We start from the raw sequence: 25,981 nt of genomic DNA, 5'->3' as shown, positions 1-25,981 counted from the left end.
CCTTCGCGACACCGCCTTCGCGACACCGCCGATCCGTGTCCCGGCCGTCCACCGGGCGCGAGCCGAGAGCAGTTCTCCACCGGGTGCGGGTCGAGCAGCCCTTTCCCGGGCGCGGGCCGGGAACAAGCCTCCCTCGGGTACGGGCCGGGAGCCGCCCGTCTCGCCCGCCCCGGGACCGACCGGCCGGGCGATGCCCGGGCCGACCCGGCGGGCGGTGGCGTACGGCTTCGGGGCCCGCGTCACGGTCGTCCGCGAACCGTCCGGTCGACGGGTCGGGTGCACGGGGAACGGGTCGCCGTGCGGGGGCGCGGGGAAGTGGGTCGCCGTGCGGGGGGCGGTGCGCGGGGCGCCGTACCGGGATCCGCGGGCCTGTGCCCGGTCGCCCTCAGACGTGGAAGATCTGCTGGTAGAAGGCGAGCTCGGTGGCCAGGGCCGCACTGCGGGTCTCGGCGCGGCGGAAACCGTGCGCCTCGCCCTCGAACGTCAGGTACGTGCACGGGACACCGCGCTCGGCCAGCGCGTCGGCGAAGGCCTGTGACTGCTCCGGGGGGACGACCGGGTCCGACAGGCCCTGCATCAGCAGCATGGGGCAGCTCACCCCGGCCACCAGGGCGAGGGGCTCGCGCGAGGCGTACAGGACCGGGTCCTGCGGCCCGATGAGCCAGTCGACGTAACGCGACTCGAAGTCGTGGGTGGTCGCGCTGAACGCGGCGAGCGAGCTGACCCCGTAGTAGGAGACGCCGCCGGCGAACGCGTCGGACCCGCAGCAGGCGGCCATCACCGTCCAGCCGCCCGCGCTGCCACCCCGGATCGCGATCCGCGCCGGGTCGGCCAGTCCCTCACCGGCCAGCCACTCGGCCGCGGCGATCGAGTCCTCGACGTCCACCACACCCCACTGCCCGCGCAGCCGTTCGCGGTAGGCGCGGCCGTAACCGGTGGAACCGCCGTAGTTGAGGTCGAGCACGCCGATGCCCCGGCTGGTGAAGAACACCTTCTCCAGGTCGAGCGCGCCCATGCTGTGCCCGGTCGGCCCGCCGTGCACGAACACGATGTACGGGGCGGGGCCCTCGCCGCGCGCCTGGGGGTTGGCCGGAGGATAGAGGAACGCGTGCGCCTCCCGCCCGAACCGGCCCGGGATCTCCACGGCCCGGACGGAGGGCAGGTAGGCCGGAGCGGGTGTCTCACCGGCGTCGCGGCGGAGCTCCTGGGTCTGTCCGGTCGAGGTGTCGACCCGGACGATCGCCCGGGGCAGCGCCGGGCCGTACCCGATGCCGACCACGGCCCGCCCGTCGGTGGCCAGCACCGCGTCCCAGCCGTCGTAGGGCACGTCCAAGTCCGTCAGCGTCCCGCCGACCGGGTCCAGGACGCCCAGCCGCAGGTCACCCCGTCCGTGCAGGATCGCGAGGCTCCCGTCGGCCAGCGGCGCGTACGGCATGGCGCCGAGCTGCCAGAGCGGGCCCGCGAACTCCTGGTCGGCGCGGTGGAGCGGCCGGGGCCTTCCACCGTGGATCTCGGCCAGGTAGAGGTTCCACCAGCCCGAGGAGTCGGAGATCAGGTAGAGGTTCCGCTCGTCACGCCAGTACGGGGCGAGCACCGACTCCTCGGGGCCACCCGTCACCGTCCAGCAGGTGCCGTCGGCCAGCCGGCAGACCCGCAGCTCGGTGCCGTTCCACGGCATCCGGGGATGGTCCCAGCAGACGAAGGCCAGGTGCTCGCCGTCGGGGGAGAGCGTGGGGAAGGCGTAGAAGTCGTGCCCGGTGATCCACTCGCGGGGCTCGTCCCCACCGGTCCCCGAGCCGATCGGTGAGCCGCCGGCCGGGTCGCTGGTCGAGCCGCCGGCCGGGCCGGTCAGCGGGACGGAAACGATGGACCGGCTCACCCGGTCGCCGTCGTGCCGCTCCCGGACGCACCAGACCTGCCCGTCGTGGACGACCAGGTCGGCGTAGCGCAGCGCCGAGGGCCGCTCGGGCTCGGGGGTGAGCGGCCGGGGCTCGCCGCCGGTGGGCAGCAGGTAGAGCCGCTGGTCGGTGAAGTTCGCGAACACCACGCCCTGGCCGGGCACCACCGCGTACGACCGCCCGCCGTACTCGTGGACCCGGGTCCTGGCGCTCCACGGGGCGCTCAGCAGCTCGCGCCGCACACCGCCGGCGTCCCGGTGCACGATGGTGGTCCGCCCGCCCTCGGCGGGACGGTCTTCGGTCCACCAGACCTCCTCGCCGAGCACCGTCGGAAATCCGAGGCGCAGACCGGAGCGTGCGACGTCGGAGGTGGAGACCGGCGAGGGCCAGGTGGCGTACGGCAGGACGACCTGCTCGGGGGACATGGCGACATCCTGCCCGATAACCGGCCGCGTGTCGCCGGTATCACGTCCGCGTCCCGCCCCAGGTGTCGCCGATGACCGGCGCCGCGGGAGAGATGGGCGGGGATGAAGGGGTTGGGGTGATCGGCCCGGAACATCCGTACACCGGCAGGAAGTGTGCGTTCCGAGGAACCACCGGGTCCGCCGCGTCCCGTCCCGGAACGCGCGGCGACCGTCCACGCGTGACCGTCGCGCTCGTGACCGTCGCATCGCGAGGCGTCACGCGCGACCGCCACACGACGTGTCACATGCGCGAGCGCCTCATGCACGACCGTCGACGACGGTCACACGCGTGAGCGCCTCATGCGCGAGGGGGCGGCCACCCGGATCCGGTGACCGCCCCCTCGCGTCGTGCTTCCCGCTCCGCCAGGGAGCCCTGCCCCGCTAGGGGGCGGGGGTCCTCACCGGCTCGGCCACGGTGGACGCGTCGGGGGGCGCGACCGGCTGGACGATCGACTTCCGGCTGCGCCGGCTCCGCTTCTCCAGCCAGGTGGCGATGGCGCCCACCGCCACGTTGATGATGATGTAGATGATCGCGATGACGATCACCGCGGGGATGATGTTGTTGAAGTTGGAGGGCAGCACGCGCGCCCCCGCGTTCAGCAGGTCCTCGAACGCCACGATGAAGCCCAGGGCGGTGTCCTTCAGGAGCACCACCAGCTGGGCGACGATCGCCGGCATCATGGCCGTGACCGCCTGCGGCAGCAGGATCATCCGCATCACCTGGCTGCGGCGCAGGCCGATCGCCAGCGCGGCCTCGCTCTGTCCCCGGGGGATGGACAGGATGCCGGCGCGTACGATCTCCGCCAGCACCGAGCCGTTGTACAGGACGAGGCCGACCACCACGGCGGCGAACGGCGTCACGGTGAGCCCGAAGACCGCGCTCCCGCCGAACATCACCGCGAAGATCATGATCAGCAGGGGGATGGCCCGGAAGAACTCGACCACCGCACCGGCCGCGATGCGGATCCACGCGTGCTCGGAGAGCCTGCCGATACCGAACACGAAGCCGAACGGCACCGCGATCACGGCGGCCACCAGGGCCGCGCTGAGCGTGTTCACCAGACCCGGCAGGATCAGGTTGATCCACACGTCACCGCGGAGGAACGGCGTCCACAGGTCGGCGTTGAGCTGGTTCTTCTCGCCGAGCTTGGTCACCATCCAGTACAGCGCGAGCAGCACGAGCACGATGACCAGCACCGTGAGCGCGGTGTTGCGCGTCCGGGCCTTGGGCCCGGGGATGTCGTACAGGACGCTGACCCGCTCGGAGCTCGCGGCCTGCTTGCGCGCCTGGCGCCGCTCGGTGGCGGTCGCGGTCATCGGACCACCGCCAGGCGCTTGGCGAGCCACCCGAACAGCAACCCGGTCGGCAGGGTCAGGATCAGGAAGCCCAGCGCGAACCCGGCGAAGATCTGCACGACCGCGTCGCCGTGCGCCTCGAACAACGTCTTCATCGTCAGGGACGCCTCGCCCACCCCGATCGCCGCGGCGATCGTGGTGTTCTTGATCAGTGCTATCAGGATGCTGCCCAGGGGGGCGATCACGGCGCGGAACGCCTGGGGCAGCACGATCAATCTCAGGTTCTGGCCGAACGTGAGCCCGATGGCCCGCGCCGCCTCCGCCTGGCCGACCGGCACCGTGTTGATGCCGGACCGGATCGCCTCGCAGACGAACGCCGCCGTGTAGGCGGACAGCCCGATGATGGAGAGCCACATGTAGTTGGTGGACAGGCTCTCGGAGAACGAGACGTTCAGGACCAGGCCGAGGCCGAGCCCGCAGAACACGATGACCAGGGTCAGCGGGGTGTTGCGCAGGACGTTCACGTACGCCGTGCCGATCCCGCGCAGGATGGGCAGCGGGCTGACCCGCATCCCGGCCAGGACGGTGCCGAGCACGAGCGCCACCAGCCCGCTGGCGACGGCGAGGCGGATCGTCAACCAGAAAGCGTCCCGGATCATCGGGAATTCATCGAAGAGTGCCTGCACTCATCCCTCCAGTGCCACAGGCCGGGGCGACGCGCGCCCCGGCCGAAACGTGACCGATCAGTAACGCTCGACGGCCGGGGGGGTGGTGAAGAACTTTCCGAACTCGCCGAAGTTGGCCTCGACGGCCTTCTTCCAGCTGCCGTCGGAGAACATCTTCTCCACGGCCGTGTTGACCTTGTCGCGGGTCTCCTTGTCGTCCACCTTCAGGCCGATGCCGTACTTCTCCTCGGAGAAGGGCTTGCCGACGAGGCGGAACTTGCCGGGGGACTGGGCGGCGAAGCCGGCCAGGATCGTCGCGTCCGTGGAGATCGCGTCGACCTGCTTGTTCTCCAGCAGCGGCAGGCAGGCGCCGTAGCCCTGCTGCTCGGTGAGGTACTGGGCCTTCCACTCGGCGCCGAACTTGTCGGCCAGGCGCTTCGGCGAGGAGGAGCCCTGGGCACCGCAGACCTTCTTGGCCTTGAGGTCCTCGACACTGTTGATCGTGGTGTCGTCGGCGCGGGTCAGGATGTCCTGTCCGGTGACGAGGTACGGACCGGCGAAGGAGACCTTCTTCTTGCGGTCGTCGGTGATCGAGTAGGTCGCGATCACGGCGTTGACCTGGCCCTGCTGGATGAAGGACTCACGGTTGGCCGAGATGGCCTCCTTGAACTCGATCTTGTCCGCCGCATAGCCGAGTTCCTTGGCGATGTACCGGGCGACGTCGACGTCGAAACCCTTGAAGGAGCCGTCGGGCTGCTTCTGGCCGAGACCGGGCTGGTCGACCTTGATTCCCACCACGAACTTGTCGCTGGCACCGCCGCTGTCGCCGCACGCGGTCAGACCGGCCATCGCCGCAGCGGCTGCGATCACCACGGCTCCAATACGCCGTACACGCATTCTTGCTACCTCGTCTTTCATCAGGGTTGAGCAGAGCCGTCAGTGGGTGAGGATCTTGGAGAGGAAGTCCTTCGCCCGGTCGGTCCGGGGGGTGGTGAAGAACTCCTCGGGGGTGTTCTCCTCCACGATCTGACCCTCGGCCATGAACACCACGCGGTTCGCCGCGCGGCGGGCGAAGCCCATCTCGTGGGTGACGACCATCATCGTCATGCCCTCCTGGGCAAGACCGATCATGACATCGAGCACTTCCTGGACCATCTCGGGGTCCAGCGCCGAGGTCGGCTCGTCGAACAGGATCATCTTGGGGTCCATGGCCAGGGCGCGGGCGATGGCCACGCGCTGCTGCTGGCCTCCGGACAGCTGCGCCGGGTACTTCGACGCCTGGGCGCCGATGCCGACCCGCTCCAGCAGCTCCATGCCACGCCGCTCGGCCTGGGCGGCGGGGATGCCGCGGACCTTGATGGGCCCGAGCGTGACGTTCTCGAGGATCGTCTTGTGGGCGAACAGGTTGAAGGACTGGAACACCATGCCGACCTCGGACCTGAGCCTGGCCAGGGTCTTCCCCTCCACCGCGAGCGGCTGCCCGTCGAAGGTGATGGTGCCCTCGTCGATGTTCTCCAGTCTGTTGATCGTCCTGCAGAGCGTCGACTTGCCGCCGCCCGAGGGGCCGATGACGACGAGGACCTCGCCGCGGGAGATCGTCAGATTGATGTCCCGAAGGACGTGCAGGCTGCCGAAGTGCTTGTTGACGCCTTCGAGCACGACCAGGGGGGTCTTGTCCCCGTTCTCCGTCATGGGGGACAACGTAATTCTGTGAAGGGCACCTCGGGCTAACCCTGCGGTACCGATCAGATCACGGCCTTCTCACGCCTTGGTCAGCGTACGCCGCCCAGTGTGGCGAGGTCCAGAGCGACGGTGTAGGGAATCGGCCGTCCCTGCGGCCCTGTGGGCCGCGACGCGGTGGACCGCCCGGTGCGGCGCCGCTCCCACCGGCGCCGTCGCCCCGCGCCGGAGCGGGATGTGTGACGCGTCACACCGCTCACGTACCGCGACCGGCCGCCCGCGCACGGTCACACGGGCGAAGGCGCGTACCCGAAGGTCCGGTGAGCGCCTACCCTTGTCGTGAGATGACTGCCACCGTGGAGAGCGCCCGCACGTACGAGGTCCGTACCTACGGGTGCCAGATGAACGTGCACGACTCCGAGCGCCTCTCGGGCCTGCTGGAGGACGCCGGATACGTCCCGGCCCCGCAGGGCGAGACGGCCGACGTGGTCGTGTTCAACACCTGTGCCGTACGGGAGAACGCCGACAACAAGCTGTACGGCAACCTCGGGCACCTGCGCCCCTCGAAGGTGGGCAACCCCGGCATGCAGATCGCCGTGGGCGGCTGCCTGGCGCAGAAGGACCAGGGGGAGATCGTCCGCAGGGCGCCCTGGGTGGACGTGGTGTTCGGCACCCACAACATCGGCTCCCTGCCGGTGCTGCTGGAGCGGGCGCGCGTGCAGCAGGAGGCCCAGGTCGAGATCAGGGAATCCCTGGAGACCTTCCCGAGCACGCTGCCCACCAAGCGCGAGTCGGCCTACGCCGCCTGGGTGTCGGTCTCGGTCGGGTGCAACAACACCTGCACGTTCTGCATCGTGCCCGCCCTGCGCGGCAAGGAGAAGGACCGCCGTCCCGGCGACGTCCTCAATGAGGTGCGCACCCTGGTCGACCAGGGCGTGCTGGAGATCACCCTGCTGGGCCAGAACGTCAACACCTACGGTGTGGAGTTCGGCGACCGGCTGGCCTTCGGCAAGCTGCTGCGGGCCTGCGGCGACATCGAGGGCCTGGAGCGGGTCCGCTTCACCAGCCCGCACCCGGCGGCCTTCACCGACGACGTGATCGCGGCCATGGCCGAGACCCCCAACGTGATGCACCAGCTCCACATGCCGCTGCAGTCGGGGTCGGACCGTGTCCTGAAGGCGATGCGCCGCTCCTACCGGGCCGAGCGCTTCCTGGGCATCATCGAGCGGGTCCGCGCCGCCATGCCGGACGCGGCGATCTCCACCGACATCATCGTCGGCTTCCCCGGCGAGACCGAGGAGGACTTCCAGGGCACCCTGGACGTGGTGCGCGCCTCCCGCTTCGCCAACGCCTTCACCTTCCAGTACTCGATCCGTCCCGGCACCCCGGCGGCCACCATGGACCACCAGGTCCCCAAGGAGGTCGTGCAGGAGCGCTACGAGCGGCTCGTGGCGCTGCAGACCGAGATCTCCTGGGCGGAGAACAAGAGGCAGGTCGGCCGGACGCTCGAGGTGCTGGTGGCCGAGGGCGAGGGCCGCAAGGACGAGGCGACCCACCGCATGTCCGGGCGGGCCCCGGACAACCGGCTCGTGCACTTCGCCCCGGGCGCCGAGATCCCGCGCCCCGGCGACGTGGTGAGCACCCGGGTGACGTACGCGGCCCCGCACCACCTGGTCGCCGACGGTCCCGTCCTGGGGCTGCGCCGCACCCGGGCGGGCGACGCCTGGCAGGCCCGGCAGGGAGCCCCGGCCGGTTCCGGCCCCGGGGTCATGCTCGGCATGCCCTCGATCGGCCGTCCCGCCCCGCTCCCGCAGACCTCGGGCTGCTCGGTCTCCTGAGATTTTTCAGCACGGTCCCGCCGGGTCGCGTACCGGCCCGGGAGGGTCCGGCGCGCCCGTGATCGAAGCGGCCGGGACCGCCGACGGGAACGGCGATCCCGGCTCTCTCACCGCTCCCGCGGGGGAGGACGTCCACGGCGGTGCCGCCCATGTCGTAACAGATGATATTTCGTGATTCATCAGTGATTGATGTGCGAGCATTTCTCTGCTGTGGCTACTGTGGTTCGGCACCCTCGGAAGCCGTGGAGGTTTCCCCCCGAGAACCGCAGGGAGTTTTCCCATGCACGTCCCTCCATCGTCCGGCCCGCACGGGGACTCCCCGGGCACTCCCGGAGAGCCGGAGATCCTCACCGGCCCCGCGGACGAGCCGAAGAAGCCCCGGAGATCCCGGAAGTCCCCCCGCAGAAGCGGCGCGGCCATCGCCGTCTTCTCCGTCCTCGCCGTCGCCCTGCTGGGCGGGGGCGCCGCCTTCGCCCTGCTGAACGGCACCGACGACGGCGGCACGCCGGGACGCTCGCCCGACAGCGCCCAGCAGGCGTCCCGAAGCCCCGCGGGCGAGCCCGGACAGGCCCGGGAACCCGCGCAGCAGGAACCCGGAGACGCGGGCGACACCGACGACACCGGTGACGCGACCGGCGCCGACGACGCCGGCACCGCTTCCGGGGGCGACGACACGTCCACCGGCTCCGGCGGATCGGACACGGGCGAGCCGGGCTCCGACACCGATCCCGACTCCGCCGCGGGCACCCCGTCGCGGGAGAGGCCGGCCAAGGAGGCTCCGGCCAGGCAGCGGCAGAACGCCCCGGCGTCACCCCCCGCCCAGGAGAACCCGTGGTCGGACGGCGACACCGGCTACGTGCACCCCCAGGGACCCGCCGGTCGCTGACCCGGGTCCGCGAACGCCGTGGCGTCCCCCGGCCCCGCACCCGCGAAGGCCGTGACACCGGGCCCGCGCGGTTCACCCGCCGGGCACGCGCCCGCGCGCGCCGGGCGTCCGCCGGACACCGTTAGTCTGGCCGGATGCTCGTCGCCGCGGCCGTGTGCCCGCATCCCCCGCTGCTCGTCCCGGAGCTGGCCGGAGCCGCCGCCGCGGAACTCGACGACCTCAGGGCGGCCTGCGCGGCCGCGGTGGGGTCGCTGCGCGACGCCGGGGCCGACGCGATCACGGTGGTGGGCGGCGCGAACGGGACCGCAGCGTACGGTGCGGACGCCGCGGGCGGCCTCGCCCCCTGGGGCGCCGACGTCCGGACCGGCGGGGGAGAGCCCGTCCTGCCGCTCTCGCTGACGATCGGCCGATGGCTCCTGGAGCGGGAGCGCGTGGAGGCGACGGGGTTCCAGGCGATCGCCTTCGACGCGCCCTCGCGGGAGTGCGCGGCCCTGGGGCGGCGGCTCGCGGACGAGGCCGGGCGGACGGCGCTGCTCGTCATGGCCGACGGCTCGGCCCGCCTCACCGAGAAGTCCCCCGGTCACCTCGACCCCCGGGCCGAGCCGTACGACCGCATGATCGTCGAGGCGCTCGCCCGCGCCGAGGTGCCGGAGCTCGACGCCGCCGAGGCCGCGGAGCTCTGGGTGCAGGGCCGCGCGGCCCTGCAGGTGCTCCGCGGCCTCGGGAAGGGCCTGCGCGCCGAGGTCCTCTACGACGACGCGCCGTACGGCGTCGGCTACTTCGTCGCCCGCTGGACGGTGTGATCCCGGCTCAGCGGCCGTTCTCGTCCCGTCCGGGGGACGGGCTCGGCGACGGCTTCTTCTTCCCGGGGGCCGGGCTCGACGTGGAGCCGCCCTTGGGATCGGGGCTCTCCGACCGGCGGTAGGTCTGGTCGCAGTTCTCCCAGTGGCTGAAGTCCCGGTTCTGGCTCCACAGCCGCCGGGCCGCCTGGATGTTCCACTCCGGGTCGAACGCCCGCAACGGGCTGCCGCCGAGCTCGGCCAGCCTCCGGTCGGAGATCTGGAAGACGCCCCAGTTGCGCGTGCCGTCGACGTTGGGCAGCGAGTAGTACTGGTCGAGGAACGACATGCACTTGGCGATGCCGACCGCGCGGTCGGGCTCCTCGGGGAAGACCTCCCTGATCCTGCCCTCGACCTTCGCCGGCGACCACCGGATCATCTTCACGGTGTTCTGGTACAGCATGCGCTTGGTGGCGTCGTCGACCAGGCCGTTGGGCTCCATCCCCGCCAGCACCTGGAACGCCACCACATGCCGGAGGGTCCCCGGCCCGAAGTCGGCGTCGACCTGCACCAGCCCGCCCGCCTTCAGCAGGATCCTCTGCAGTTCCCGGACGCACTCGTCGTGCTCTCCCAGCGCCATGATCGGCGGGCAGGCCCGGGAGAGCAGCAGGCGCCCGTCCTCCGGCGACGCGGAGGGGGCCGGGGTGGTGGGGCCCGGCGCCGCGGCCGTCGTGCTCATGAGCGCCGCCGTGCCGACCGCGGCCGCGCCGGAACAGCTCAGCGCGACCACCGCCACGGTGAGCCAGCGCCGGACGAAGGGGATGGACGAGAAACGGGCCGGACCGGCCGGCCGCTTCTCCGGCTCCTCGGAAGGCGGCGCGGGCGCCGGGGGATCGTCCTCCACCGGCTCGCCCCCCGTGGCGGCCGGTTCCTGCTCGGCGGAGGGACCGGCGGACGAACCGGCGGACGGACCGGTGGGCTCCGCGCCGGCCGCGTCCCTCGGGACGGTCGGCGCGCCCTCGGCCTTGGCCCACGCCTGTGCCGCCTCCGCGCGGATCCAGCGGCGATGAAGTTCGAGCAGTTCGTCGGAGTGGGCCCCGCACACCTTGGCTATGCGCTCCACCGTGCCGAAGTCGGCCGGCAACCCTTTCCCGGAACAGTAACGGTGAATCGCCGAGCTGCTGATTCCCGCTCGTTTCGCGAGCGCCTCATAGCTCCGCCCCGTCCGCTCCTTCATGCCCCGTAGATAACCGGCGAACTCCTCAAGATCACGTTCGGTCACCGAGTGCCCCCTGTGGCGGTCTACCCACGGCGGCATCCCACCACAACGTCCCGCGAGTCCGCCACAACCGCAGTTCAGAGGGTGTTTTCTCATCCCGCCGTCCCTACCTCCGCGTCCCGTCTTGACGACGGGACCGGCAGGTCAGGATTCTTGATGCCACACCGTACCGCACGACCGGGAGAAGGGTTCGGCGGAGAATGGCCGGTCACGCTCGTTGAAAATGAGCGATCCGGCCGACCGTGTAAAGCATCCGGCCCGTGAGGGATGGGGCGGCCTCGGCATTCCATCCTGAAACTTTCATCACCGGAAGTCGAAACCTGCTGCAGCGTCGTCTCCGCCCCCAGCGCGGGGACGACGACAGGGGAGAGCAGGATTCGACGGGTTCCCGGCCATCGCCGTCGTCAGCGGCGGGGTCCGGACGGATGCACGGCCACGTTCTCCGGCGACGGCGTGATACGGCCGGGGGATGGGCGCGGTGTTCGCGTCCATCCCCTCCCATCTTCTGCCGGTCCGTCTCCGGATCCGTGCGGACGGGCCGGGGCACCCTCGGGGGCAGGCGCCCGGCCGCGTCGTCCGCGGATGCGGGAATCACCGGATCGGGAGGGCCCCGGGGGCGGGGAGAATGTCGTCCGTCGCGGCTACGGTGGCGGGCGTGGCCAGGGGCGGGCACGACCGGCACACGGGGTGGCACGGGGTGACACGGAGGGACACGAGAGCGATGGCGGGAACCGTGGCGTCGACCGTGGCGTTCGGAAGCCTCCCCACGCCGCTGGGGGACATGGTCGTCGCCGTGACCGAGGAGGGGGTGGCGGGCACCGGCTGGGGTGATCCGTCCCGTCTCAGGGCCGGCCTGCTGGACCGCCTGGGGCTGGCGGAGACGGACGACCCCGGCAGGACCGCGGCCGTCCTGGACCAGCTGGGCGCCTACTACGCCGAGCGGCTGCGGGTCTTCGACGTCCCGCTGGACTGGCGGCTGACCTCGCCGGTGCAGCGCAGGGTGCTCGGCACCCTGTACGAGACCGTTCCCTACGGCCGGGCGGTGACCTACGGCGAGCTGGCCGCCCGCAGCGGGACGGGTGTCCCGGCGCGGGCCATCGGGTCGATCATGGGTGCCAACCCGATCCCCCTCATCGTGCCCTGCCACCGGGTGGTCGCGGGCAACGGGCTCGGCGGGTTCAGCGCGGGCGAGGGCGTGGAGTCCAAACGCCGGCTGCTCACCCTGGAGGGGTACCTGCAGCCGATGCTCGACTGGGACTGATCCCGGCCCGCGGCCGGGCCGTCCCCTCCGCGCCGGCCCGGTCGCCGACGCGGCCGTACGGGCCCGGCGGCCCGGGGGCGGGGGCCCGTCGCCCTCCGCGCGTCCGGGGAGTTGGCACACTTGCCCTGTGCCTCAGCTACCCGTCATCGCCGTCGTCGGCCCGACCGCGGCCGGTAAATCCGACCTGGCCGTGGACCTCGCCCTCGAACTCGGGGGCGAGGTGATCAACACCGACTCCATGCAGCTCTACCGGGGAATGGACATCGGGACGGCCAAGCTCTCCGTGGCGGAGCGCCGTGGCGTGCCGCACCATCTGCTGGACGTCTGGGACGTGACCACGACGGCCAGCGTGGCCGAGTACCAGGCGCTGGTCCGCCCGCTGATCGACGGGCTGCGTGCCGCCGGGACGGTGCCGATCCTGGTGGGCGGTTCCGGGCTGTACGTGCGGGCCGCCCTGGACGACCTGGAGTTCCCCGGCACCGACCCGCGCGTCCGTGCCCGGCTGGAGGAGGAACTGGCCCTGCACGGCCCCGACCCCCTCTACCGGAGGCTCCGCGAACGCGACCCCAAGGCGGCCGGGACGATCCTGCCCGGCAACGGCCGCAGGATCGTCCGCGCCCTGGAGGTCATCGAGATCTCCGGCCGGCCGTTCTCGGCCACCATGCCGTCGTACGACGCCGTCTACGACAGCGTCCAGCTCGGCGTGGAGGTGCCCAGGGACGTGCTGGACGCCCGGGTCGAGGCGCGGGTCGAGCGCATGTGGCGGGACGGGCTGGTGGCCGAGGTCAGGGAGCTCGCCGCGCGCGGGCTCGCCGAGGGGCGTACGGCCAGCCGGGCCCTGGGGTACGCGCAGGTGCTGCGCTTCCTCGGCGGGGAGTGCACCGAGGAGGAGGCCATGCAGGAGACGATCAGGGCCACGCGCAGGTTCGTCCGCCGCCAGGAGTCGTGGTTCCGCCGCGATCCCCGGGTGATCTGGCTGCCCCAGCGCGAACCCGATCTCCTGCGCCGCGCGCTCGCCGCGATCCACCGGGGCGACGGGGCCGGAAAGGCCCCGTAGGGCGGAGGCCCGACGGGTCACGGGAGGTCCGGTGACGGGGGTCGGGATGGGGCGGGGGAGGCCGGCTGGGACCGGGGAGGCCGGCGGGGCCGGGGATGCCCGATCCCGGAAGGGCGGGGGAGCCCGGTGGGGTGGAGCGTCTCCGGTGCGGGGGAGGGCTCCCGATAGAGTCGGGGCATGCGATTCGCGAAGGGGCACGGCACCGAGAACGACTTCGTCATCCTCCCGGATCCGGAAGGTGAGCTGGAGTTGTCCGCCGCGTTCGTGGCGGCGGTGTGCGACCGCCGCGCCGGGATCGGCGCGGACGGCGTGCTCCGCGTGACGCGGACGAAGCTCAGCCCGGAGGTCGCCGCCCAGGCCGACGAGGCCGAATGGTTCATGGACTACCGCAACGCCGACGGCGGGATGGCCGAGATGTGCGGCAACGGGACGCGGGTCTTCGCCCGCTACCTGGTGGACACCGGGCTGGCCGCGCCCGGGGAGTTCGCCGTCGCCACCCGGGGCGGGGTCCGGCGCGTGCGGCTGGCGGAGACCGGTGACGTGACCGTGGACATGGGCCCGCCCCGCGTGCTGGGCACCAGCCGGGCGACCGTGGCCGGCCGCGGGTACGAGGGCCTCCACGTCGACATGGGCAACCCGCACCTGGCGTGCGTCATCGGCGACCCGGTGGCGCAGCTCGACCTGAGCGGCGCTCCCGCGTTCGACCCCGAGGTGTTCCCCGCCGGGGTCAACGTCGAGCTGCTCAACCCGGTCGGGACGCGCAGGGTCGTCATGCGGGTCTTCGAACGCGGGTCGGGGGAGACGCGCTCCTGCGGCACCGGAGCCGTCGCCTCGGCCGTGGCGGCCGCGCGGCTGGCCGGTGAGACCACCGGCACCTGGGCGGTCGAGGTGCTCGGCGGCACCGTCACCGTCACCCTCGACGAGGACACCAGCTACCTGGCCGGGCCCGCCGTCCTGGTCGCGTCCGGCGAGCTCACGCTCTGAGCCTCGCGCTCCGGACCGTCCGGGCCGCCTCGGACCCTTCGCGCCGCTCGGGCCGCTCGGGCCGGTCCGGTCGCTCCGGCCGTGACCGCGGGGCGTGGCCGGATGTGGTCGCGAGGTCGCGACCCGGGGCCCACGGAGACGCGCCCGGGCCCACGCGCACGGGCCACGCGCACCGGCCGTACCGACCGCTGCGGGAGCCCGCGCCGCGCGCCCGGCGGGTCCTCGCGGCTCCCCGGGACGCCATGTCGTTTGGGGCATCCTCCCCGACCTGGCAGACTGACGTCCCATGGACGTGGACATCTGGGCCTGGGTGGGCGACACCCAGCGGCAACTGCACGAAGCAGGTAACACCGGTCTGGCCATGGCGATCGGAGATGTTCCCGCGCAGGCCCTGGAGGGCCGGTACGCGCAGCTCGACGTGCTCGCGCCCGCGATCGCGCAGCAGGCGGAGAACCTGCAACTGCCCTGGCTGGAGTTCTACGCCCGCTACTGGCACCTGATCGGCCGCGTGGGCGACCGGGCGCAGGGGGCGGTCGCGCTCGCCGACGCCGAGACGCTCGTCGAGTTCACCGCGCGTGACGACGTCCGGGAGTGCCCGGCCACCCCCGGCGCCGTCGTGGCGCTGGCCGTCGCCCAGGCGAACACCGACGGGCCGGGGTACGCCACCGAGCGGCTGACCGCGCTGTCGGCGCTGGACGTCGAGCCCGCCTCCCCGGCGTTCTCCGCCGTGGCCGAGCACCACGTGGCGGCACTGATCGACGCGGGCCGCGCCCAGGAGGCCGTCCTGCACGCCGAGACCGCCGTGGAGACGCTGGGCGGCGCGGGACGCGAGGCGAGCTGGGAGCTGGGAGCGGCCTCGGCCCGCGCGCTGCTCGCCGCCGGTCGCGCCGAGGACGCGCTGACCGCGCTCGACGCCGCGGCCGGGTTCAAGCCCGACGACCCGGTGGCCAAGGCCCACCGCGAAGGCGTGCTCCGCGCGCTCGTGCTCGCCACCCTCGGCCGGGTGCAGGAGGCCGTCGACGCGCTGCCCGACCTCGACGTGGTCGGCGACCACCCCCGCGTCTGGGTCGAGTGGTCGCACGCCATCCGCCTGCTGGCCGGGTCCGCCCAGATCACCAACACCTGGCAGCTGGGCCGGGTGCTCAAGCAGTGGATCGACTACTTCGCCATGATGGGCGGCTACCGGGCCAGGGTCGAGCTGGCGCTCATCGCCGGTCACCTGGCCGTCGCCCGCCAGGGGATCTGGCAGGCCCGCCTCCTGGCCGACCTGGCCGACTCGGCGGCCGGGGAGCTCAAGAGCCCCGGTGACACGGCCGAGCGGATCGCCGCGCTGCGCGCCGCCGCCGACGAGGCCACCCCGCGCCCGGCCCCGGGACCTGAGGCGGAGCTGGTCGGCTACTTCGACGCCGCGGACGGCTTCAACGCCGACCCCGAGCGCTGGGTGGGCTGGCTGACCCCGCTGTCCGGCCGGGACCTGGAGGCGACCCGGCGCCACACCACCACGCTGGGCTTCCTCGGCTACCCGGCCAGGGGCGCCGACATCTACTGGACCATGCTGGTCGAGTCCGGCGACATCGAGAACGCCGACCCGCAGGACTCCACGTACCTCAGCAGCCTGCTCATCGAGGCCCGCCAGGACGAGCGCCTGGAGCAGATGGCCGAGCGGCTCCCGGCCGGGCAGCGCCACATGGCCCTGGGCCGCCTGCACACCGCGCGGGAGCGCTGGGAGCAGGCCGCGGCCGAGGGCGAGGCCGCCGCGGCCGAGGGGATGGGCATCGAGGCGGCCCGCCTGTGGTCCGCGGCCGTGCAGCAGCTCGGCGACAACGCCAAGGGCGCGGCCATCCTGCGCGACCGCATCGACTCCGAGGACATCGAGCAGCAGGACGTCTGGCGGATGGTCGTCATGGCCTCGGCCGGCGAGGACTGGGAGACCGTGCGCCTGGGCGCCGCCAAGATCGGCATGCCGATCCAGTCCACCGAGGGGCCGATCGAGGAGGAGATGGGCCTGGTGCGCATCATCCTTCCCGCCCCCGACGGCAGCCAGCGCCAGGTGCTGAGCGTGCGCACCGGTCCCGCGACCGCGCGCCTGGCCATCCCGCAGCCTCCCGGCATGGAGTACAACGCCGGTGACCTGGTCGTGTTCGAGCCGCAGCTGCTGGAGCCGATCCCGGAGACGCCCGAGGAGCAGGAGAACTTCGTCCCGCCCTTCGCCGCGGTCAGCATGCTCCGTCCCGGTGGCTACACCAGCTGGTTCTTCGACGGCGCCGCCCCCAGCCAGGCCGACTGGACGGAGTTCAACGAGGTCCTGGCCGAGCGCGGCTGGCCGATGTGGGTCTACAGCGACGACGACTACACCGTCACCCACCCGACCTCGGGCGAGCCGCTGCCCGGCGTGTTCGGCTGGATCGCGGTGCCGCCGGACGTCAGCCCGGTCGAGGTCGACGCGCTGCTGGACGATGCGACCGAGCGCTGGGTGCACCCGCTGGCCTGGCTCGACCTGGCCAGGACCGTCGACGTCGAGGTGGAGCGGCACGAGCGGATCACCAAGGAGTACGGGCTGTAGGACGCGACGCGTCCCGGCTCCGAGCCGCGACGCGCGCCCGTGTGTCCGGCCGGTGTCCGAACCGCCCGTGAGGGATCCCCTCACGGGCGGTTCGCCGTAGACCTCTAGAATCTCGTTCTGCACATCGGGTGGACGAGGGAGGAACGGAATGCTGGAACGGTTCCGGCTGGACGGCAAGGTCGCGATCGTCACCGGCGCCTCCTCGGGCCTGGGGGTGGCGTTCGCGAGGGGGCTGGCCGAGGCGGGCGCGGACATCGCGATCGGCGCGCGCCGCAAGGACCGGCTGGAGGAGACCCGCGCCCTGGTGGAGGAGACCGGCAGGCGGTGCGTGGCCGTCGTCACCGACGTGACCAGCCCGCAGGACTGCGAGGCCCTGGTCTCCGCGGCGGTCTCCGAGCTGGGCGCGGTGGACATCCTGATCAACAACGCCGGTGTGGGCACCGCGGTCCCGGCGCTCAGGGAGACCCCCGAGCAGTTCCGCCAGGTCGTGGAGGTCAACCTGCACGGCACCTACTGGATGGCTCAGGCCTGCGCCCGGGTCATGAGGCCGGGCTCCTCGATCGTCAACGTCGGCAGCGTCCTGGGGGAGACGACCGCGGGCCTGCCGCAGGCCGCCTACAGCGCCTCCAAGGCGGGGGTGGTCGGCCTCACCCGCGACCTCGCCCAGCAGTGGACGGGCCGCCGGGGCATCCGGGTCAACTGCGTCGAGCCCGGGTTCTTCGCCTCGGAGATGACCGAGCAGTACGCCGAGGGGTACCTGGCCCTGCAGCTGGAGCACCGGGTGCTGATGAAGCGCGCCGGCGACCCGGCCGAGCTCGTCGCCGCCGCGATCTTCCTCGCCTCGGACGCCGCCTCGTACGTCACCGGTGCGGTGATCCCGGTCGACGGCGGGATCCTGATCACCTGACCGGACGCCCGGAAACCTCCCGCCACCACCGGGGCGGCGGGAGGGCGGACGGTGCCGGTGGCCGTTCAGGAGAGCCAGTCGACGGCGTCGGCGGTGTCGTCGGTCTCGGGCGGTTCCTCCAGCGGGTGGCCGGGTGGGAGCGCGCGGTTCGTGCTGTCGCGGTCGATCAGCGAGACGGTGTAGCCGGTGTTGTTGAACCAGGACGAGACGGCGTCGACGGCGGTCCCGCCCGGCATCCACAGGTCGATCAGCTCGACCGGGTGACCGGCCGGGACGCTGTACGCGGGTCCGCCGAAACCGTGGTCGCGGTAGAGGCAGAGGCTGTTGAACGGGCAGGCCGAGCCTTCGGGGAGCCAGGCCACCCCCGGCTGCCGGGCGTCGGCCGCCCGGCCCGAGGTCACCGCCGCGAAGGCGCCCGTACCGGTGCACAGCAGGGCGCTCGCGGCGACGGCGAGCCCGGCCGTGGCACGTGCGAGACGGGGACGACGCGCCGAGATCTCACGCATGTGAATCCTCTCCGTGTCCGATCACTCACCGACGGTGAGTGTTCTTTGTCATTAGAGCACCCTCGCTTTGGGCGGTCGATAGGGGCGCTGCGTGAAACTCCATGCGTCGGCGTCTTCGGTTCCCGGCGCACCATCGGTATAACGGCAGGTCAGGACGAAGATGCTGGAAAGAGATGAATGGGGTGGAGAATGGCTTCGGCGCTTTGGAAGAGCGCTTGAGGCTTTTACGATTAAGAGCTGGAATCTGGGATAATTTGCCACTTCAGAGATGGTGAACGCGGTGAGGGGTGGCATGGTGCGGGCTGCGCTGGCACGGGGTGTGGCCGTCGCGACGGTAGGGTTCGTGATCGCGGGCTGCGGCCCGGCACCCGGTGGGTCGGACGGTGGGGCGGGCTCCTCCGGAGACGGGAAGACCGCGTCCGCCACCCTCAAGGATCTGAAGAAGCTCCAGGTCAAGGGCCGTGCCCCGATGACCGGATACGACCGCGACAAGTTCGGGCCGGCGTGGTCGGACGTCGACGGGAACGGCTGCGACACCCGCAACGACATCCTCATCCGGGACCTGAAGGAGGAGACCTTCAGGAAGGGTGAGGACGGCTGCGTCGTGCAGTCCGGCGTCCTGGAGGACCCCTACAGCGGCAAGACCATAAAGTTCGAACGCGGGACCAGGAGCAGCATGGCGGTGCAGATCGACCACGTGATCGCGCTCGCCGACGCCTGGCAGAAGGGCGCCCAGCAGCTGAGCGCGTCCAAGCGCAGGGAACTGGCCAACGACCCGCTGAACCTGATGGCCGTGGACGGTCCGCTGAACGGCCAGAAGGGCGCGGGGGACGCGGCCACCTGGCTGCCGCCGCGCCGCGCCTACCGGTGCCCCTATGTCGAGCGCCAGATCCGGGTGAAGATCAAGTACGACCTCTGGGTGACGTCCGCGGAGAGGGACGCCATGGAGGGCGTGCTCAAGTCCTGCTGAGGCGGACGGGCCGGACCGCCCGCGACCGGGCCGGCGCGTTCAGGGGGCGGCCCGTCCCGGATCCCGCCCCGGGGCCCGGCCCGATCCCTCCGGACGCCCGGCTTCTTCGGCCCGCTCGGCCTCTTGGGGCCGTTCTGCGTCCTCGGTCCGCTCGGTGTCCTCAGCCCGTCCGGTTTCTTCGGCCCGCTCGGCCTCTCCCGTGCGCCCCGTCTCTTCGGCGCGTTCGGCACGCCGGGTGCGTCCGGTCGTGCCGGTCTGCTCGGCCATGGTCGCCCGGTGCTCGTCGGCTGCGGCCTTGTACAGGTGGTCGACGGCCCGGAGCCGGTGATCCTCCACGTCGCCGCTCCCCGACGCCGCGGCCAGCTCGTGACCCTCGGCCGCGTCCCTGTGCGCTCGCGCGGCGGACCGGTAACCGGCCACCGCGCGCTCTCCGGCCTGGTCGGCGCGAGAGCGCGCCTGTCGCAGCCGGGCGTCGGCGTGGGCCAGCCGTTCATCGGAACCGGGCGCGGGAGCGGACGCGTCGTCGAAGAGCTCGTCCCGGCGCCGGGCGGCCTGCTCGCCCCGCTCGGCGGCCTGTTCGACGCGCTCGCGGGCGCGCTCGCTCCGTTCCACCCGGTCACGCTGCCCGCCGGAGCCGCCGGCCGGCTCGTCACGGGAGAGGGGGTCGGGACTGTCACGGGGCTCGGGACCACTGGCCATGCCCTCATGCTTTCCGTTCCGGCCTCCGGTAACCCGCGCCGGGGGGCCCACTGCCGGACCGGGGTCCACTGCCGGACCGGGCCGCACGGCCCGTCATGCCCGGCGACATCGACCCCTGCGGCGACCCGCGCCGGGAGGACCCGGACACCGTGCCGGACCGCGAGGACAGGCCACGGCCCGGCGGGCGTCGATCCCCGTCACGTCACGCCATGTCCTGCCCTGTCCCGGCTCGTCCCGGCCCGCCTCCGGGCCCTTCCGGGCCTCCGGCGACGGCCGAGGCGGTGAACTCGCGACCGGACCGCCTCATTTCACGGGAGTCAGGTCGTCGCACGCCAGCCGTACCGCGGCGCGCGCTGCGATATGGGCTTCCCGCTCGGCTTTCATGGTGAGCCGGCGGTCGTGCATCTCGGCCAGCTTCAGTCCGGTCGTCCGGGTGCGGTGCTGCAGTGTCTCCAGGCGCGCCGCCGCCTCCCGCCTCAGCCGCGCCGCTCTCTCCAGGGCCGGGTGCGGCACGCGGCCGGTGTACGCGTCCTTCGGGACCTCCGCCATCCCCAGGATCTCCGCGATCCGCGAGATCTCGTCCATGGACACCGATGCGCCGGAGGGAGCGGTGCTCTCGTCGGCGACGGGAGGGGGAGGGGGGACGGGGAGGGCCGGGGTGACCGGGGCGGAGGTGCCGGACGTGGCGGGACCCTTCGGGCCGGGGCGATCCGGGCCGTGATCGTCCGAGACACGATCCTGCGAGAAAACGGTGGCCGGTGGGACGGGAGGGTCGGTTCCGACACCGGGCGTCTCCTGTGAGACGGACGCGGCCGACGGGACGGAGTTCCGCTGGAAGCGGCGCTCGGTGCCGACGCGGCGTCCGGTGCCGACGCGGCGCAGGCTCGGGACGTGCCGCGAGGGAAGTGACGGGATGTCGGAGAACTCGCCCGGGTCGAGGGCGGACACCAGGCCGGGATGGCCGGGCTCCTGCGCTCCCCACAGGATGGTGAACAGCCGGCCGGTGGCCGGGGAGGGGACGACGAACAACTCCCCTCCGAGCGTGCGGAGGCACCGGTGTGCCCGCTCCAGCGCCCGGGCGCCGCTGACGTCGCAGAAGATCAGCTCGCTGGCGTCCACCAGGATGTGACGGGCGCCCTCCGCCATCAGCGACTCCAGCACCGACTCCAGGAGCGGATAATTGAAGGCGTCCATCTCACCCAGCACGGCGATCAGGGCCGTGTCGCCGTACTGGTGAACGACATAGACCGACATGTCCATATGGTGGCCATACCCTTCACCGGGGTTTTCAGGCTCCGCCGATAATTTTGTGGTTCCCAGTATGAATGGACCCAGGCTGGATAGAGGCCGAACGTGGAAGCTTCGAACGGACGTGACCTGGTGGTCGTCGCCGCCTCGGCAGGCGGCGTGGAGGCGTTGCGCGCCCTGATGGCGGAGCTTCCCGCCGACCTCGCCGCCACCGTGCTGGTGGTGCTCCATCTGCCCGCGCGCGGTGAGAGCGCGCTGGCCGGCATCCTGGACCGGGCCGCTGCCCGTCACCGCGGCCCGGGACGGGGAGGCGCTGCTGCACGGCCGCGTCCATGTCGCGCCTCCCGACCGCCACCTTCTGGTCAAGGACGGGGCGATCAGGCTGGTGCGCGGCCCCCGTTACAACGGGCACCGGCCGGCCGCCGACCCGCTCTTCCTCAGCGCGGCGCTGGAGGGAGGTCCCCGCACGCTCGCCGTCGTGCTGAGCGGCACGCTCGACGACGGGGCCAGGGGATGTTCGGTCGTGGAGCGCCACGGCGGCGCCGTCGCCGTCCAGGACCCGGGGGAGAGCACGTTCGACGGCATGCCCCGGGCGGCTCTGGCCGCGACCGGGAACGCGGAGAGCCTCCCCGTACGGGAGATCGCCGGATGGATCGTGCGGCAGAGCCGCACCCCCGTCACCGGGGACTTCGACAGGGACGAAAGCGTCGAGCAGGAGGTCTCCCGCTACCTGCTCACCGCCGGGCACGAGGCGCACGAAGGGAATCTCACCGCGCTGAGCTGCCCCGAGTGCGGCGGCCCGGTGTACGAGGCGGCGACGGGAACCGAGACGTACTACGGGTGCCGGGTGGGCCACGCCTGGACCTCGCAGGGGCTCGCGGCGGGTCAGGCCGAGGCCGTGGAACGGGCCCTGTGGACGGCGATCCTGCGCCTGGAGGAGAGGCTGCGCCTGCTCGGCCGCATGGTCGAACGCGCCGAGTCGCGGGGGAGGAACCACTCCGTGCGGCGGCTGCGGCAGGACGCCGAGGAGACCGGACGGGCGCTGGAGACGATGCGGATGCTCCAGGGCCGCGTCGACAGCGCCGGTGACGACCTTGTTTCACACGGCGTGTGACGGGCCTAGGCTGACGCCGTGATGCCCGATGACCGACGTGAGTTCGACGATCTGCTCGCCATGCTCAAGGAAACGCGCGGCTTCGACTTCACGGGATACAAGCGCACCACCCTCATGCGCCGTATCAGCAGGCGTTTGGAGGCGTTGAAACTACACGATTATGGCGAATACAGGGATTATCTAGAGCTGGAGCCCGAGGAGTTCAACCGGCTCTTCGACAGCCTGCTGATCAACGTCACCGCCTTCTTCCGCGACCCGGCCGCCTGGCAGACGCTCCGCGAGAGCGTGATCCCGGCCCTGCTGGCGAGCAAGGGGCCGGGCGCGGGGATCCGGGTGTGGAGCGCGGGCTGCGCCACCGGCGAGGAGGCGTACAGCCTGGCGATGGTGCTGGCCGAGGCACTCGGCGTCGACGAGTTCCGCGAGCGGGTGAAGATCTACGCCACCGACCTGGACGAGAAGGCCCTGCAGACGGCGCGCGCGGCCGTCTACTCCGAGCGCCAGCTCGCCGAGCTGCCGGACGGGATGCGCGACACCTACTTCGAGCCGGTGGAGGCCGGGTTCGCGTTCCGGCGCGACCTGCGCCGTCAGCTGATCTTCGGCCGCAACGACCTCACCCGCGACGCGCCGATCTCCCGGGTGGACCTGCTGCTGGCCCGCAACACGCTGATGTACTTCAACGGCGAGACCCAGCTCAGCATCGTCCGCCGGTTCCACTTCGCGCTCGCCGACCCCGGCTACCTCTTCCTGGGCAAGGCCGAGATGCTGCTCAACCACGGTGACAGGTTCGAGCCGGTGAACCTCAGGATGAGGTTGTTCAAGAAGGTCGGCGCTCCCGTGGCCGCCGGCCGCACCACCTGGGCGGCCGGCGAGGAGGCTCCGTCGGCCCGCCCGTACGTGCGGCACACGGTGCTGCAGGCGGCGGCGCTGGCCACCGGCCCGGTCGCGCAGATCGCGCTCGACCGCTCCCGCAACCTCGCGCTGGCCAACACCCGCGCCGAGCTGCTCTTCAACCTCAACCCGCGCGACATCGGCCGTCCCTTCCAGGACCTGGAGGTGTCCTACCGGCCGGTCGAGCTCCGCTCGGTGATCGAGCAGGTGGAGCAGGACCTGCGCGTCGCCGAGCTGCAGGACGTGGTCTGGCACCGGCCGAACGCGCCCGAGACCAGCTTCTTCGACATCGCCGTCGTCCCCCTGACGGACCCGGGCGGCGAGCTGGTGGGCGTGGGCGTCAACTTCCACGACGTGACGCGCTACCGGCAGCTCCGCGACCGGCTGGAGCAGACCAACAGGGAGCTTGAGCACGCCTACGAGGAGCTGCAGTCGACCAACGAGGAACTGGAGACCACCAACGAGGAGCTCCAGTCCACCAACGAGGAACTGGAGACCACCAATGAGGAGCTCCAGTCCACCAACGAGGAACTGGAGACGATGAACGAGGAGCTGCAGTCGACCAACGACGAGCTCCAGCAGATCAACGACACCCTGAACGCGCGCAGTGACGAGCTCAGGCGGGCCACCGTCCTGGTCTCCTCGGTGGTGCGCAGCCTCGGCGACGCCGTGGCCGTGGTCGACACCGAGATGCGGGTGCTGGTCTGGAGCCCGGGGGCCGAGGAGCTGTGGGGACTGCGCACCGACGAGGCGATCGGCTGCCGGCTGGCCGGCCTGGACATCGGCCTGCCGGTCGACGAGATCCTCTCCCGGATGCAGCGCACCCTGGAGGAGACGCCGGTCCCGGGGAACGGGAACGGCCGTCCCGAGACCGTCGTCCTGGACGGCGTGAACCGCAGGGGCAGGCCCACCCGGATCGGCGTCGCGCTCTCCCCGCTGCACACCGACGACCAGGCGCCGCACGGCGTGATCATGGTGATGAACCTCCTCCCGCAGGGGCCGGGCTGACCGGCCGCTCCCCGGCGTTCAAGGCCCGCAGGAACAGCACCACCTCCGCCCCGCCCTGCGCGGAGGCGCGCAGCGAGAGCGATCCGCCCGCGGACTCGGCCGTACGGCGGGCGATGTCCAGGCCCAGCCCGGTCGAGTCGGCCCCGCTCTCGCCGCGCCTCGACGGGTCGGACGTGGCGAAGCCCGGACCGGCGTCGGAGACGGTCAGCAACGCCCCACCACCGGCCGCCTCCAGTCGTACGGAGAACGAGACCCCCTCCGGGGTGTGCGCGAAGACGTTGCCGAGCAGCGCGTCCACGCAGGCGGCCAGCTCGTCCTCGGCGATCCCGACCGGGAGCGGTCCGGGCGCCAGGTCGAGGGTGAAGTGCCGCGACTGGTCCTCGGCCAGCACCGACCAGAACGCGACCCTGGCGCCGGTCACCGCGGCCGCGTCGCACTCGGCCCGGCCCCGCGCCCGCCGCCTGGCCTCGGTGATCACCGAGGTCACGGCCCGTTCCAGGGCGTCCACCCGGGCCTCGATCCTGGCCGACTCCTCCGGATCGGCCAGCGACTCGGCCTCCAGCCTCAGCCCGGTCAGCGGGGTCCGCAGCCGGTGGGACAGGTCGGCGACGCTCTCGCGCTCCTCGGCCAGCAGGCCGGTGATCCGCTCGGCCAGGTGGTTGAGGGCGACACCGACCGCGTGCACCTCGGGCGGGCCGTCGGGCACGGTCCTGGCCGACAGGTCGCCGGAGGCGAGCCGGTGCGACACCCCCGCCAGCGCGGTGATCGGCCGGATCACCGCGCGGGCCAGCCGGTCGCCGACCAGGACGCCCAGCACGACCAGGGCCAGGCCGAGCGCGGCCAGCCCGGCCCAGACCTGGAACACCCCCCTGGTCAGCCGGTCGTCGTCCAGGAAGACGCGGACCACCGCCGTACCGCCGGGCGCGACCCCCTGGACGGCGACCAGGATCTCCCGCCCGCCGGGCGCGGCGGCGGTGACGCTGCGGCCGAGCGAGGCCAGCTCCACGGCGGCGGAGCGCGGCGCGGGCACGCCGACCACCCGGCCGTCGGGGAGGAAGACGGTGACCGGGTGCGCGGCCTGCTCGACGGTGAGCCACAGGGTCTCGGCGTCCACCGCGCCGACCGCCACCGCGACCGACTGGGCCTCGCTCTCGGCCTCGCCGACCGCCGCGCCCGCCGCCACCGTGCGGACCAGCAGCGCCAGCGGGACCAGCAGCGCGATCAGCACCAGGGAGGTGGTCGCCGCGACCAGCAGGGTCAGCCAGCGCCTCATGCCGGAGCGGCCAGCCGCACGCCGACACCCCTGACGGTGTGCAGGTAGCGGGGCTCCTGGGAGGTCTCGCCCAGCTTGCGGCGCAGCCACGACAGGTGGACGTCCACGGTCTTGTCGGCGCCCCCGTAGGGGATCTGCCAGACGTGGGTGAGCAGCTCCCGCTTGGTGACGACCTCGCCGGGCCGGGCGGCCAGGTAGTGGAGCAGGTCGAACTCCCGCGGGCTGAGGTCCAGCGCGGTTCCGTCCAGGGTCGCCTCCCGGGAGCGCGGGTCGATCCGCAGCCCCCCGACGGTGACCGAGCTGTCGGCCCGGTCCTCGCCCGCGGTCCGCCGCAGCACCGCCCGGATCCGGGCGTCGAGCTGGGCCGCGCTGAACGGCTTGACCACGTAGTCGTCGGCGCCCGCGTCCAGCAGCCTGACCATCTCCGCGTCGCCGTCGCGCGCGGTCGCCACGATCACCGGGACCCGGCTCACCGCGCGCAGCATCCGCAGCAGGTCGGCCCCGTCCAGGTCGGGCAGGCCGAGGTCGAGCACGACCAGGTCGGGACGTTCCTCGACGGCCAGCCGCAGGCCGTCGAGGGCGGCCGGGGCGGACGACACGGCGTGGCCGCGGTCGCGCAGGCCCCGGGTGAGGGAGGTGCGGATCGCGGCGTCGTCCTCGATGAGCAGCACGTTCGACATTTGCCGCCACGTTAGTCCCCTTCCGGGCGGCACCGGAA

The 25,981-nt window shown here is 72.5% G+C and carries 21 protein-coding genes and 1 pseudogene; 11 read left to right on the top strand and 11 right to left on the bottom strand.

The genetic code is table 11. The features are described from left to right. Nucleotides 1–385: 385 nt before the first annotated feature. The 5 genes from ACZ6RT_RS17255 to ACZ6RT_RS17235 all read right to left on the bottom strand — a co-directional run bounded on the left by ACZ6RT_RS17255 (nt 386) and on the right by ACZ6RT_RS17235 (nt 6,015). On the bottom strand, nt 386–2,323 hold the full coding sequence (locus ACZ6RT_RS17255; protein ID WP_470154598.1) for a S9 family peptidase: 1,938 nt from the start codon (nt 2,321–2,323) through the stop codon (nt 386–388). A gap of 420 nt (nt 2,324–2,743) precedes the next feature. Next, nucleotides 2,744–3,679, bottom strand: coding sequence for an amino acid ABC transporter permease (locus tag ACZ6RT_RS17250; RefSeq protein ID WP_470154596.1), 936 nt, complete (start codon nt 3,677–3,679; stop codon nt 2,744–2,746). After that, nucleotides 3,676–4,344: an amino acid ABC transporter permease gene (locus ACZ6RT_RS17245; protein WP_399190711.1), complete on the bottom strand. Its 669-nt coding sequence runs from the start codon at nt 4,342–4,344 to the stop codon at nt 3,676–3,678. Before ACZ6RT_RS17245 ends, ACZ6RT_RS17250 begins: the two co-directional genes overlap by 4 nt. A 57-nt stretch (nt 4,345–4,401) precedes the next feature. Next, nucleotides 4,402–5,220: a glutamate ABC transporter substrate-binding protein gene (locus tag ACZ6RT_RS17240; RefSeq protein WP_399190713.1), complete on the bottom strand. Its 819-nt coding sequence runs from the start codon at nt 5,218–5,220 to the stop codon at nt 4,402–4,404. Between the two features lie 39 nt (nt 5,221–5,259). Then, nucleotides 5,260–6,015 (bottom strand): amino acid ABC transporter ATP-binding protein, encoded by a 756-nt coding sequence (locus ACZ6RT_RS17235; protein WP_399190715.1) that lies wholly within the window; start codon nt 6,013–6,015, stop codon nt 5,260–5,262. Between the two features lie 332 nt (nt 6,016–6,347). On the opposite strand from ACZ6RT_RS17235, the gene miaB reads away from it, so the two are divergent. The 3 genes from miaB (at nt 6,348) to ACZ6RT_RS17220 (ending at nt 9,530) form a co-directional block, all read left to right on the top strand. Further along, nucleotides 6,348–7,841: a tRNA (N6-isopentenyl adenosine(37)-C2)-methylthiotransferase MiaB gene (gene miaB / locus ACZ6RT_RS17230; protein ID WP_470154594.1), complete on the top strand. Its 1,494-nt coding sequence runs from the start codon at nt 6,348–6,350 to the stop codon at nt 7,839–7,841. Between the two features lie 280 nt (nt 7,842–8,121). After that, nucleotides 8,122–8,727, top strand: a complete 606-nt coding sequence (locus ACZ6RT_RS17225) for a hypothetical protein (protein ID WP_470154592.1) — start codon at nt 8,122–8,124, stop codon at nt 8,725–8,727. 134 nt (nt 8,728–8,861) lie between these two features. Beyond that, nucleotides 8,862–9,530: a class III extradiol ring-cleavage dioxygenase family protein gene (locus ACZ6RT_RS17220; RefSeq protein ID WP_470154590.1), complete on the top strand. Its 669-nt coding sequence runs from the start codon at nt 8,862–8,864 to the stop codon at nt 9,528–9,530. A gap of 7 nt (nt 9,531–9,537) precedes the next feature. On the opposite strand, the gene ACZ6RT_RS17215 is transcribed toward ACZ6RT_RS17220, so the two are convergent. Further along, nucleotides 9,538–10,824: a helix-turn-helix domain-containing protein gene (locus tag ACZ6RT_RS17215; RefSeq protein WP_470154588.1), complete on the bottom strand. Its 1,287-nt coding sequence runs from the start codon at nt 10,822–10,824 to the stop codon at nt 9,538–9,540. Between the two features lie 682 nt (nt 10,825–11,506). Here ACZ6RT_RS17215 and ACZ6RT_RS17210 point away from each other — a divergent pair. From ACZ6RT_RS17210 to ACZ6RT_RS17190, 5 genes are all read left to right on the top strand, one after another. Further along, nucleotides 11,507–12,046 carry a methylated-DNA--[protein]-cysteine S-methyltransferase gene (locus ACZ6RT_RS17210; protein ID WP_399190725.1) on the top strand — a complete coding sequence of 180 codons (540 nt, stop codon included), beginning with the start codon at nt 11,507–11,509 and terminating at the stop codon, nt 12,044–12,046. A 127-nt stretch (nt 12,047–12,173) separates the two neighbouring features. Then, the gene (miaA, locus tag ACZ6RT_RS17205; protein ID WP_399190727.1) at nt 12,174–13,103 is read left to right on the top strand and encodes a tRNA (adenosine(37)-N6)-dimethylallyltransferase MiaA; all 930 of its coding nucleotides are present in this window, start codon (nt 12,174–12,176) and stop codon (nt 13,101–13,103) included. Nucleotides 13,104–13,280: 177 nt separating this feature from the next. Next, complete coding sequence (dapF, locus tag ACZ6RT_RS17200) at nt 13,281–14,087, top strand: diaminopimelate epimerase (RefSeq protein WP_470154586.1); 807 nt, start codon at nt 13,281–13,283, stop codon at nt 14,085–14,087. A 286-nt stretch (nt 14,088–14,373) separates the two neighbouring features. Beyond that, entirely contained in the window at nt 14,374–16,650 is a 2,277-nt protein-coding gene (locus tag ACZ6RT_RS17195) for a tetratricopeptide repeat protein (protein WP_470154584.1), read from the top strand. 148 nt (nt 16,651–16,798) lie between these two features. Next, complete coding sequence (locus ACZ6RT_RS17190) at nt 16,799–17,557, top strand: SDR family NAD(P)-dependent oxidoreductase (RefSeq protein ID WP_470154582.1); 759 nt, start codon at nt 16,799–16,801, stop codon at nt 17,555–17,557. Between the two features lie 65 nt (nt 17,558–17,622). Here the strand turns inward: ACZ6RT_RS17190 and ACZ6RT_RS17185 are convergent, their stop codons facing one another. Continuing rightward, complete coding sequence (locus ACZ6RT_RS17185) at nt 17,623–18,063, bottom strand: peptidase inhibitor family I36 protein (protein ID WP_470154580.1); 441 nt, start codon at nt 18,061–18,063, stop codon at nt 17,623–17,625. 280 nt (nt 18,064–18,343) lie between these two features. On the opposite strand from ACZ6RT_RS17185, the gene ACZ6RT_RS17180 reads away from it, so the two are divergent. Continuing rightward, entirely contained in the window at nt 18,344–19,033 is a 690-nt protein-coding gene (locus ACZ6RT_RS17180; RefSeq protein WP_470154578.1) for an HNH endonuclease family protein, read from the top strand. Between the two features lie 39 nt (nt 19,034–19,072). Here the strand turns inward: ACZ6RT_RS17180 and ACZ6RT_RS17175 are convergent, their stop codons facing one another. Further along, nucleotides 19,073–19,732 carry a hypothetical protein gene (locus ACZ6RT_RS17175; RefSeq protein WP_470154576.1) on the bottom strand — a complete coding sequence of 220 codons (660 nt, stop codon included), beginning with the start codon at nt 19,730–19,732 and terminating at the stop codon, nt 19,073–19,075. Between the two features lie 303 nt (nt 19,733–20,035). Then, nucleotides 20,036–20,986 (bottom strand): STAS domain-containing protein, encoded by a 951-nt coding sequence (locus ACZ6RT_RS17170; RefSeq protein ID WP_470154575.1) that lies wholly within the window; start codon nt 20,984–20,986, stop codon nt 20,036–20,038. Between the two features lie 174 nt (nt 20,987–21,160). Here ACZ6RT_RS17170 and ACZ6RT_RS17165 point away from each other — a divergent pair. Together ACZ6RT_RS17165 and ACZ6RT_RS17160 are read left to right on the top strand one after the other, a co-directional pair. Continuing rightward, a pseudogene (locus ACZ6RT_RS17165) lies at nt 21,161–22,094 on the top strand (chemotaxis protein CheB). A gap of 21 nt (nt 22,095–22,115) precedes the next feature. Next, nucleotides 22,116–23,990, top strand: a complete 1,875-nt coding sequence (locus tag ACZ6RT_RS17160; protein ID WP_470154639.1) for a CheR family methyltransferase — start codon at nt 22,116–22,118, stop codon at nt 23,988–23,990. Here the strand turns inward: ACZ6RT_RS17160 and ACZ6RT_RS17155 are convergent. Next, the gene (locus tag ACZ6RT_RS17155) at nt 23,953–25,263 is read right to left on the bottom strand and encodes a sensor histidine kinase (RefSeq protein WP_470154574.1); all 1,311 of its coding nucleotides are present in this window, start codon (nt 25,261–25,263) and stop codon (nt 23,953–23,955) included. The two genes, ACZ6RT_RS17160 and ACZ6RT_RS17155, sit on opposite strands and share 38 nt — an antisense overlap. Further along, entirely contained in the window at nt 25,260–25,943 is a 684-nt protein-coding gene (locus ACZ6RT_RS17150; protein ID WP_399190747.1) for a response regulator transcription factor, read from the bottom strand. Before ACZ6RT_RS17150 ends, ACZ6RT_RS17155 begins: the two co-directional genes overlap by 4 nt. Nucleotides 25,944–25,981 lie beyond the last annotated feature (38 nt).

This window comes from Streptosporangium sp. NPDC050148 (assembly GCF_055586505.1).
The sequence above is the reverse complement of the archived record's forward strand: the minus strand, read 5'-3'. Positions and strand labels throughout refer to the sequence as shown.